10 protein-coding genes are annotated in these 9,919 nt (G+C 71.4%); 8 read left to right on the top strand and 2 right to left on the bottom strand.

Annotation, left to right across the window (positions count from 1 at the left end):
• The first annotated feature begins 354 nt into the window (after nucleotides 1-354).
• The 4 genes from BLP83_RS11840 to BLP83_RS11825 all read left to right on the top strand — a co-directional run bounded on the left by BLP83_RS11840 (nucleotide 355) and on the right by BLP83_RS11825 (nucleotide 5,348).
• Nucleotides 355-1,332, top strand: a complete 978-nt coding sequence (locus tag BLP83_RS11840) for an NAD(P)H-dependent flavin oxidoreductase (protein WP_091242949.1) — start codon at nucleotides 355-357, stop codon at nucleotides 1,330-1,332.
• Nucleotides 1,333-1,423: 91 nt separating this feature from the next.
• On the top strand, nucleotides 1,424-2,221 hold the full coding sequence (locus BLP83_RS11835; protein ID WP_091242947.1) for a lysophospholipid acyltransferase family protein: 798 nt from the start codon (nucleotides 1,424-1,426) through the stop codon (nucleotides 2,219-2,221).
• Entirely contained in the window at nucleotides 2,218-3,210 is a 993-nt protein-coding gene (locus tag BLP83_RS11830; RefSeq protein WP_091242944.1) for a YheT family hydrolase, read from the top strand. The genes BLP83_RS11835 and BLP83_RS11830 overlap by 4 nt, the downstream gene beginning before the upstream one ends.
• Nucleotides 3,211-3,290: 80 nt before the next feature.
• The gene (locus tag BLP83_RS11825; RefSeq protein ID WP_091242941.1) at nucleotides 3,291-5,348 is read left to right on the top strand and encodes a tetratricopeptide repeat protein; all 2,058 of its coding nucleotides are present in this window, start codon (nucleotides 3,291-3,293) and stop codon (nucleotides 5,346-5,348) included.
• Here the strand turns inward: BLP83_RS11825 and BLP83_RS11820 are convergent.
• Nucleotides 5,336-6,004 (bottom strand): 4'-phosphopantetheinyl transferase family protein, encoded by a 669-nt coding sequence (locus BLP83_RS11820; RefSeq protein ID WP_091242938.1) that lies wholly within the window; start codon nucleotides 6,002-6,004, stop codon nucleotides 5,336-5,338. The two genes, BLP83_RS11825 and BLP83_RS11820, sit on opposite strands and share 13 nt — an antisense overlap.
• 253 nt (nucleotides 6,005-6,257) lie before the next feature.
• Between BLP83_RS11820 and rpmB the strand changes: the two genes are divergently transcribed.
• The 4 genes from rpmB (at nucleotide 6,258) to BLP83_RS11800 (ending at nucleotide 9,324) form a co-directional block, all read left to right on the top strand.
• Nucleotides 6,258-6,494, top strand: coding sequence for a 50S ribosomal protein L28 (rpmB, locus tag BLP83_RS11815; RefSeq protein ID WP_091242937.1), 237 nt, complete (start codon nucleotides 6,258-6,260; stop codon nucleotides 6,492-6,494).
• A gap of 13 nt (nucleotides 6,495-6,507) precedes the next feature.
• Nucleotides 6,508-6,672 (top strand): 50S ribosomal protein L33, encoded by a 165-nt coding sequence (gene rpmG / locus BLP83_RS11810; RefSeq protein WP_091242934.1) that lies wholly within the window; start codon nucleotides 6,508-6,510, stop codon nucleotides 6,670-6,672.
• Nucleotides 6,673-6,922: 250 nt separating this feature from the next.
• The gene (locus BLP83_RS11805; protein WP_176764165.1) at nucleotides 6,923-8,068 is read left to right on the top strand and encodes a uroporphyrinogen-III C-methyltransferase; all 1,146 of its coding nucleotides are present in this window, start codon (nucleotides 6,923-6,925) and stop codon (nucleotides 8,066-8,068) included.
• Entirely contained in the window at nucleotides 8,065-9,324 is a 1,260-nt protein-coding gene (locus BLP83_RS11800) for a heme biosynthesis HemY N-terminal domain-containing protein (RefSeq protein WP_091242930.1), read from the top strand. The genes BLP83_RS11805 and BLP83_RS11800 overlap by 4 nt, the downstream gene beginning before the upstream one ends.
• 81 nt (nucleotides 9,325-9,405) lie before the next feature.
• On the opposite strand, the gene BLP83_RS11795 is transcribed toward BLP83_RS11800, so the two are convergent.
• Entirely contained in the window at nucleotides 9,406-9,843 is a 438-nt protein-coding gene (locus BLP83_RS11795) for a VOC family protein (RefSeq protein ID WP_091242928.1), read from the bottom strand.
• Nucleotides 9,844-9,919 lie beyond the last annotated feature (76 nt).

Raw genomic sequence — 9,919 nt, 5'->3', positions numbered from 1 at the left:
AAAGAAAGGCCACCCCTCGTCCGCGCCCTTCGCGCATCCGTGCGCGAAGGGTTCGCGTGAGTCGGTCGGGGTTTTCGGACAGGCCATCCCTGGCCTGTCGAAAACCTTGGCCGCATCCCTGCGGCCAACCCTGCGGGCGGATCGACCGCCTTCCGCCGCTCCCCAGGGGCCCCGTGAAGCGCGCGGGCTCCTGCCCGCAGAAGCCACAGCGCGCGAGTACGTAGGTAGTCGTGCGGCGGCTGGAGCCCAAGCACAAGCCCAAGCCCGAGCACAAGCACAAGCACAAGCGACAGCCTCCCGCGCCCATCCGTAAACGAATCCCGCCACTTCCTCCCCAAGCCACCGGAGCCCCCCATGCCCTTGCCAGCCCTGCTCGAAAGCCGCCTGCGCCTGCCCCTGGTCGGCTCGCCGATGTTCATCGTTTCGGGTCCGGAACTCGTGGCCGCGCAGTGCAAGGCCGGAATCGTCGGCAGCTTTCCTTCGCTCAACGCGCGTCCGCTGTCGCAGCTGGACGAATGGCTGGCCCAGCTCAGCGAGGACATCGCCGCCGCGTATGCGGCCTCGACGCCAGAGGAGCCGGTCGCGCCGTTCGCGGTCAACCTGATCGTGCACGCCAGCAACAATCGTCTGGCCGAGGACCTGAAGCTGGTCGAGAAGTACCGGGTGCCGGTGGTGATCACCAGCCTGTCGCCGCCGTCGGAAGTGGTGGCGGCCGTGCACAGCTATGGCGGCGTGGTCTTCCACGACGTGATCAGCCGTCGCCATGCCGAGAAAGCCGCGGCGCAGGGCGTGGACGGCTTGATCGCCGTGTGCGCAGGGGCCGGTGGACATGCCGGCCCGTTGAGCCCGTTCGCCTTGGTGCGCGAGATCCGCCAGTTCTATCCGGGCACGATCCTGCTGTCCGGCGCGATGGCCTCGGGCGCCGACGTGCTGGCGGCGCAGGCGATCGGTGCGGACCTGGCCTACCTCGGCACCCGCTTCATCGCCACGCCGGAAGCGCGGGCCGTCGACGACTACAAGCAGATGCTGGTCGACTGCCGCGCCGAGGACATCGTCTACAGCTCGCTGTTCACCGGGGTCAAGGGCAACTACCTGAAGCCCAGCATCACCCGCGCCGGCTTCGACGCCGACAACCTGCCCGAGGCCGACAAGTCGAAGATGGATTTCGGCTCGGGCGGCAACACCGACGCCAAGGCCTGGAAGGACATCTGGGGCGCCGGCCAGGGCGTTGGCGGCATCCATGCGGTGCAGCCGGTGCGCGAGCTGGTGCTGCAGATGCAGGCCGAATACCGCGAGGCGGTGGAGCGGCTGGAGCGCATCCGCTTCCGCTGAGTGCCAGTCCGCACGCGCGGCAGCCGACAGCACGGCCCGATGCACTGCAGCATCTGGCCCCCGGCGGCCCCCTCGGGTATCGTGCCGGCGCATGAACTATGCCTCGGACTCGCCAGCGCGCGCGCGGCAGCGCGACCCTTGGCGCGCGCTGCGCTATGCGCTGCGCGTGCCGGTGCTGCTCCTGCATCTGCTGCTTGGCCTGCCGATTACCCTGCTGCTCATCAATCCGCTGACTGCGCGACTGCGCGTGCGCGGCGAGCGGATCGATCACCGCGCCATCCGCGCCTGGCAGGGTGGGCTGCTGCGGATCTTCGGCTTCCGCATCCGCCAGTTCGGACGTCCGCTGGAAGGCGGCGTGCTGTTCGTGGCGAACCATGTCGCCTGGCTGGACATCAGCCTGCTGCACAGCTGCCACGTGGTGGGCTTCGTCGCCAAGGCCGAGATCAGCCGCTGGCCGCTGATCGGTTGGCTCGCCAGTCGTGCCGGCACCATCTACCACCACCGCGGCAACAATGAATCGCTGCACGGGGTGATGCACCAGATGGTGATGCGGCTGCAGTCGGGCCAGGCGGTCGGCGTGTTTCCCGAGGGTCGCACCACGGATGGCCTGAGCGTGCACACCTTCCACGCGCGCATCTTCCAGCCGGCCGTCGCCGCGCCGGCCACCGTGCAGCCGGTGGCCCTGCGCTACGGCGAACGCGGCAGCGCGCAGGCGCTGGTGGCATTCCAGCCGGATGAAAACTTCCTGCAGAACTTCCTGCGTGTGCTGGGCGACCCGGCGCGCGTGGCCGAGGTGCATTTTCTGCAGCCCATAGCGCCCAGTGAGGACGGCCGCCGCCGCCTGGCCGAAAGCGCGCGTGCGCAGATCGCCGCCGCGATGGAGCGATGAGCGCGGAGTTCCATCCGCCGCGCCTGCTGCGCAATCCGCACCTGCAGTCGGTGCTGGCCAGCAGCCGGCTGCGCCGCTATGCCCTGCGCGCGCGCTCGCATCTCGAACGCGAGGCCGAGGTGCGCGAGCTGAATTGCCCCGGCGGCGCCCGCCTGCAGGGCTTCATCACCCGCCAGCAGGTGCAGGCGCACAGCCGAGGCCTGGTGATGCTGCTGCACGGCTGGGAGGGCAGCGCCCGCTCCAACTACATCCTCGACACCGGCGGCGAGCTGCTGCAGCGCGGCTTCGACGTATTTCGGCTCAACTTCCGCGACCACGGCGATACCCATCACCTGAACCCGGAGCTGTTCAGCTCGAACCGCATCGAGGAAGTGGTGGAAGCGGTGGCGATGGTCCAGCAGCTGTTCGCGCCCACGCGTTTGGCGGTGGCCGGGTTTTCGCTCGGCGGCAACTTCGCTCTGCGGGTGGCGCTGCGCGCCCCGGCGGCCGGGATCCGCCTCGATCACGCAGCCGCGGTGTGTCCGGTCATCAGCCCCGAGGCGGGCTTGAGCGCGATCGAGCGCGCGCCCTGGTTCTACGAGCACTACTTCATGCTCAAGTGGACGGGTTCGCTCAAGCGCAAGCAGCAGCTCTACCCGGAGCGCTACCGCTTCACACCGGCGGAGTTCCGCAGCGGCATGCGCGAACTCACCCGCATCCTGGTCGAGCGCCACACCGCGCTCGGCAGCCTCGAGGCCTACCTCGACAGCTATTCGATCGCCGGTGACCGCCTGGCCGCGCTGCAGGTGCCGGTGAGCATCCTCACCGCGGCCGATGACCCGGTGATCCCCGTCGAGGATTTCCACCGGCTGCAGCTGCCTGTGCACGCCCGCGTGCAGATTGCCCGCCACGGCGGCCACTGCGGCTTTTTCGACGGCTTCGGTGCGCGCAGCCACGCCAGCCACTGGGTTGCCGAGCGCATCCAGCAGGCGCTGGCGGCCGAGGGCTGAGAACCTCACTACGGGGCCGCACTTCGGCGGCGTCCTGGGCACTGGTAGACTCGCCGGCTTTCGTCTGCCAGGCCTCGCCCATGCTCCAGCCCATCCAGGACGCCCTGCGTCGCAACGACCTCGACACCGCGATCCGTCTGGCGCGCGAAGCGCTGGCCAGCCTGCCGAGCAGCCCCGACCTGCTGCACCTGCTGGCGCTGGCGCTGCTGCAGAAGGGGCAGGTCGAGGAAGGCGAGGATGCGCTGACGCAGGCGGTCGCGCTGGCGCCGCACCGCGGTCATTTCCTGCTGACGCGGGCGGAGCTGGCGTTCGCGCGCGGCGAGCAGGATGCGGCCTACGCCGACCTGCGCCATGCCGTCGAGCAGGACCCGAATCTGCTCGCGGGCTACGTCGGCCTGGCACGGCTCGAGGTGGCGCGTGGCCAGTTGGATCTGGCCGAGTCGCGCATCAAGTACGGCCGCCGGATCGAGGCCGAGCATCCGGCCCTGCTGCGCGCCGAGGGCGAACTCGAAATGGCGCGCGGCAACCTGGATGCCGCGCTTTCCGCCTTCGACCGGGCGGTCAAGCAGCAGCCCAACAATCCCGAGCTGCACCTGGCGCTGGGCATGGTGTTCCAGCGCCGCGGCCTGCCGGCGGTGGCCGCGCAGGCCCTGCGCAACACCCTGCGGCTCGCGCCCCACATGCGCGTCGCCCAGCGCCTGCTGGTCACCGTGCTGCTCGATGCCAACGAGCCCCAGGCCGCGCAGGAGCAGCTGCTGCAGATTCTGCAGCGCGAGCCGGGCGACGCTGGCGGCTGGGGCCTGCTCAGTCGCATCGCCATGGGCCTGGGCAACGTCGCCGGCTGTGAGCAGGCAATGCTGCAGAGCCTTGCCTTGGAGCCCGAACAGCCCGCGCTGCTGAGCGCACTCCTCAATCTCTGGGAGCGCGCCAACGCTCGTGATCGCGCGCGTGCCGGCCTGGATGCGCTGCTGAAGCAGCATTCGCAGTCGGTGTCGCTGTGGAACGCGCGTTTCAGTCTCGATGTCGCGCTGCCCGAAGGCGAAGCCGTGCTGCAGCGTTGGCGCGAAGCCCAGCCCGGCAGCCTCGACGTCGAGGAGGCCGCGGCGCAGCGCGCCCACCTGCTGGGGCAGCGTGAGGAGGCCGAGGCCATCGCGCGCGCGCTGCTGGAAAAGGATCCGCAGCGCGTCGGCGCGGAACTGTTGCTGGTGCGCGCCGAGCGCGAGCGCGATCCCGAAGCCGCACTGGCCCGCCTCGCTGCGCTGGCGCAGCGGCCGCTCAACGTCGGACTGCGGCGCGGCATCGCCAGCCTGCGCGGCATGCTGCTCGACCAGCTGGATCGCCCGGAAGAAGCGCTGGACGTCTGGCTGGAGGTGCATCGCATGCCGCCGGGCGAGCTGCCGCTGGGCCTGCCGCTGCCGGCCCACCTGCCTGCCGGCCCGCAGCTGGCGGCCGACGCGCCGCGCGGCGCCGACGCGCGTCTGCTCTGGCCGCTGCCCGGCACGCCGGTGGGTGCCGTGCTGAACAGCCTTGGCGGCCTGGCGCTCTGCCTGGTCGACCGCTTCAACAGCAGTGACCGCGCCGACGGCCTCGGCCCGCTCCGCCCGCAGGCCGGCAACCATGGCGAGCAGGGCGCCGAGGGCGTCTGGCGCTCCCAGCTGGCGGCGCGCGGGCTGCAGCCTGCGCAGGTGATCGACGTGCTGCCGCACGTGGACGCGGAGATCGTCTCGGCCCTGCCTGATGCGAAGCTGCTCGCGCTGATCGGCGACCCGCGCGATGTGCTGCTTGCCTGGATCGCCTTCGGCAGCCTGCAGGGGTACGCGATCCAGCAGCCCGAACTGCTCGCATCCTGGCTGGCGGAGGGCTGCGCCTGCCTGCAGCAGCGTCTGCAGGCGGCGCCCGGGCTCACCCGCCTGCTGCGAGTCGAGGACTTGGCCGCCGATCCGCAGACCAGCCTGCGCGCCGCGGCCGAATTCCTCGGCCTCGAGGGCAATCCGGGCGACTACATCAAGGCACGCGGCGAACCCGGCAACGTGCTCGAACTGGCGCCGGGGCGCTGGCGTCGCTACCGCGAGGGCGAGCTGGCAGAAGCCTTCGCCCGGCTGGCGCCGGCGGCCGAAGCCCTGGGTTACGCCCCCTGACGCAAGGCTCCGGGCGCGGCCATCGCCAGCCTGCGCAGGCGATGGATCGGCCCGGGGCTGGCCAACACCGCGGTATAGGCCGGTGCCGGCTGCAGACGCTGGAAGCGCCAGGCCGCGGCATCGCCGGCCTCGGCCGGTGCCGCCAGCAGTTCGGGCTCGATGCCATCGGGGTCGATTCCGAACACCCAGGCATCCAGGCGATCGCGCAGGCCGCTGCCGGTGGCCTTGCAGGCCGCCTCCTTGGCCGTCCAAGCGTGCAGGAACGCGCGCTCGCGAAGGTGCTCTGGCAGGGCTGACAGGGCCTCGAACTCGCTCGCCGCAAAGTAGCGGCGCGCCAGCTGCAGCGCTGGCATGCGCCGCTCTGCCCGCTCCAGATCGACACCGATGCGCAGCCCGTTCGCCAGCGCCAGCAGGCAGCCGCCGACGGTGTCGCTCAGGCTGAACTGCAGCGCGGGCAGGGCGGATTCGAGCAGGAAGGGCCGCCCGCGCGGCTCGCGGCCAAAGCGCAGCGCCGCCGCCGGCAGGCCGGCATAGGGCGCGAGCGCTTCGCGCAGGCGCGCGTCGAGCCAATCGCGGCGGCCGCCGGGACGCGGCTCCGGGGCCGGCCACCACAGCAGGTGCACGTCGCCGGCCTGAAAGTCGGACAGGAGACTCATGGCCGGCAAGCATGCCACGACCGCCCGCACCCCAACTTGCCGCGGCTGTCAAGCGCGGGCATAATGCGCGGCTCGCTGTGTCCAGCCGATCCATCGGCCGGTGTTCCAGGGCTTGCGCAGTCGCCCGCGAACGCACCGTCTGGCCAGCGCCGTTGTCTCCCGACTGTGCGCCGGCGTTCCCTCGTGGGGGCGTCGCGCGGGGCCGCTGCCGCCCTGGCCAAGGGCGGCTCCACAGCTACCATCGAGGTGCGCCATGGCACGCGTTTGCCAAGTGTCCGGAAAGGCCGTCCAGAGCGGCAACAATGTTTCGCACGCCAACAACAAGACCCGCCGCCGCTGGCTGCCGAACCTGCACGAGCGCCGGTTCTGGGTCCCCAGCGAGAAGCGCTGGGTCAAGCTGCGCGTTTCCACCCACGCCCTGCGCACCATCGACAAGAACGGCATCGAAGCCGTGATCGCCGAGCTGCGCGCCCGCGGCGAAAAGATCTAAGGAGCGATAAGTCATGGCATCCAAGCGCGACAAGATCCGCCTGATCTCCTCCGCCGGCACCGGTCACTTCTACACGACCGACAAGAACAAGAAGAACATGCCGTCGAAGATGGAAATCAAGAAGTACGATCCCGTGGTCCGCAAGCACGTGATCTACAAGGAAGGCAAGATCAAGTAAGCGAAGCCCCGCTTCGTTTGCCGCCGATCCTACCCGGGCCCGCTTGATGCGGGCCCGGGTTTTTTGTGGCCTCGCAAGCCCGCGTCCGCACGCGCGCGAACGTCCACTGCACAGGGGGCGCTGTTCGTCCATGCCATGACGGCCACAGGCTGCGGACGCAGCCGAATCCCCATGACCTGCCGCTACACTGGCAACCGCGCGCCCGGCCGCTGCGGCGTGGCGCCTCTGTTCCGTTCCTCCGGAGACCTGCGTGAGCGACACGCCGACTCGTCCCGATCAATCTCCCGCCCCGCCCACGCGCGGTCGCGGCGCCCTCTGGTTCGCCTTGGTCCTGTTGGCCGCAGCCGGCGGCGGTGCGGGCTATGTCCACTTCGAGCTGCAGCGCGCGCGCGGTGCGGCGGTCGATGCCGAGGCCTGGCGTTTGGAGGCGGAAGCGCTGAATGCGCGGCTGTCGGCGTTGGATCGCCAGCTCGCCCAGTACGACGGCGGCCGTCGCAGCCTCGACGAGCGTACCGCCGAACTGGCCAGCAACCAGCGGGTGATCCGCCAAGAGCTGCTGGGCATGGGCGAGCGCGCGGCGACTATCGAGGACGCCGTGGCGCGCCTCTCCGATCAGCGCCTGCGCGGTGAGACCGCACTCAAGCTCAACGAGATCGAAGGCCTGCTGGTGTTGGCCGACCAGCGCCTGCTGCTGGCGCGCGACCGCGCCGGCGCGCGCACCGCCCTGCAGCTGGCTCTTTCCGCGCTCGATGCCGTCGAGGATCCGCTCTATGCCGGCTTGGCCCTGCCGCTGCGCGCCGAACTGGCCCAGCTCGATGCGCTGCCGGCCGATCCGCTGCCGGGCCTGCGCAAGGTGCTGGCGGATGCCCTGTCGGTCGTGCCCGACCTGCCGCGAGCGGCGTTGCAGGAATCCCGCGTTGATGCCTCGGCCGGCGTGGGCCGGCTGCAGCAGGCCCTGTCCGGTCTGGTCACCGTGCGCCGCACCGATGCGGCCGCGGCCGTGCTGAGCGGAAGCGCTCGCGAGGCGGCGCTGGAAGCCCTTCAGCTCGACCTGCGGGTGGCCTTGTTGGCCGCCGAGGCGCGCGATGCCGATGCTCTGGCGGCCGCGCTGACGCGCGTGCAGTCCGCCTTCGTGCGTCTGTTCGATCCAGCCGATGCGCGCGTGCGCGCGCTCAGCGAGGCCTTGGCCACCTTGCAGCCGGCCGATCTTGCCGCTCCCCTGCCGACGCTGGGCGCCAGCCTGGCCGAGCTGCGCGCCCTGCGCGGCGGTCGCCAGCGTCTGCCTGACGCGCCGGTGCCGGCGGTACCCGCGGCCGAAGGCGAGCCGGTCGAATCCGTCGAGCTCGAGCTTCCGCTTGAGCCCGAAGTCGAAGGCGAGCCCGGGTCGCGCACATGAAGAGCTACCGCCTGCTGCTGTGGGGCCTCGGCCTGGCCGCGCTGGGCGCCCTGCTGTTCGGCCTGCTGGCCGAAGACCCCGGCTACCTGCTGCTCGAGTGGCGGGGCTATGCGATCGAATCCACTGCGGTCACGGCGCTGGCCCTGGTCGTCGCCGCCTGGCTGCTTTTGCGCATCCTGCTGGGCCTGCTGATGTGGCCGCTCCGCGCCTGGCGGCGGCACGGCGAGCGCAGGGCGCGGCGGCGCCTCGCCGATGGCCTGCTGGCCGCCCAGCGCGGCGAACACGCCACCGCGCTCAAGCTGCTGAATCGCGCCGCGCGCCGTGCCCGCTTCCGGGTGCCGGCGCTGGTCGCGGCGGCCGAGAGCGCGCGTGCGCTGGCCGACGAGGGTGCCGAACAGCGCGCGCTGTCCGCACTCGATGAGGCCGACGCCGAATCCGCGCGGCTGGCGCGGGCGCGTTCCCGGCTCGCGGCCGGCGATGCGGCCGCAGCGCTGGTGCTGCTGCGTGCAGCGGCGGAACCGCCCGCACCGGCCGTGCGCATCGAGCGCATACGCGCGGCCCTGGCCGAGGGCGAGGCCGGTGCCGCCCTGCTGGATCTGCGCGCGCTCAAGGCCGGCGCTGCAGCCGTGCCGGCCGAGCTGGAAGCCGAAACCCTGGCCGCGGCCCTGCGCCACAGCCCCGACTTGGAACTGCTGCGCCAGCGCATGGCCGAGCTGCCGCGCGGTGCGCGCATCGAGCCGCGTCTCGTCGCTGCCTTCGCCGACCGCGCGCGCGCGCTGGACGCCCCCGAACTGGCCGACGACGCCATCGAGCAGGTCCTGCGCAAGCAGTGGGACGAACTGCTGGTCGCCGACTACGGCCGCGCCGGCCGCGGCGACCAGCGCGAGCGCATCCGCCGCGCCGAAGCCTGGCTGGAAGAACACCCCGACAGCGCCGCCCTGCAGCTGGCCCTGGGCCGTCTGTGCCGCATCGATGGTCTGTGGGGCAAGGCCGAGGCGCATCTGCTGCGCGCCAGCCGGGGTCCCCATGCGGCCGTGGCCTGGGAGGAACTGGCGCTGGCCTTCGTGGCCCAGGGCGAGGAGCTGCGCGCCCGCCAGGCCCTGCAGAACGCCTTGGCCGCCCAGCGCGGGCAGGCGCCGTCGACGCTCAGCGCGCGTCCGCGCGCCGCGATCGGCGCGGGCAGCGAAGCGCTCGAGCGCCGCAGCTCGATGGGCGTGCCGCTCCTGGCCGACGGCAGCGCGCCGCAGGCCGATTGAAGCGCCGCGAGGCCGTCCCGCACGCATCCACGGACAGGGCAGGCCGCGAGGCCTGCCCTTCCTCTTTGCAGCGCCCCCCGACTACCAACTGCCGACGTTCGGCATCGAAGCCCAGGGCTCGGCCGGCGCCAGCGCCTCGCCCTTCTGCAGCAACTCGACGGAGATCAGGTCCGGGCTGCGCACGAAGGCCATGCGCCCGTCGCGGGGCGGGCGATTGAGGGTGATGCCCTGCGCCTGCAGGTGGGCGCAGGTCGCGTAGATATCGTCGACGGCGAAGGCGAGGTGACCGAAGTTGCGCGCGCTGCCCAGCGAAGGCATGCCTTCGCTATCCCCGTCGTCGTAGTTCCAGGTCAGCTCGACCTCGACCTCGGGGTTCTCCGGTGCCGCCAGATAAACCAGGGTGAAGCGCCCCTGCGGATAGTCGCGGCGACGCGTTTCGACCAGGCCGAGGCCTTCGCACCAGAATTTGAGGGAGGCGTCGAGGTTGCGGACGCGGACCATGGCGTGGAGGTATTTCATCTGAGCCGGGATTCGTTGTTCGGGATTCGGGATCCGAGGGTAACGCCAAGCCGCGCGCTTGAGCGCATCACAAGCC

It is taken from the genome of Aquimonas voraii, from assembly GCF_900101825.1.
Lineage (GTDB): Bacteria > Pseudomonadota > Gammaproteobacteria > Xanthomonadales > Xanthomonadaceae > Aquimonas > Aquimonas voraii.
This window is presented reverse-complemented; position numbering and strand designations above follow the sequence as displayed.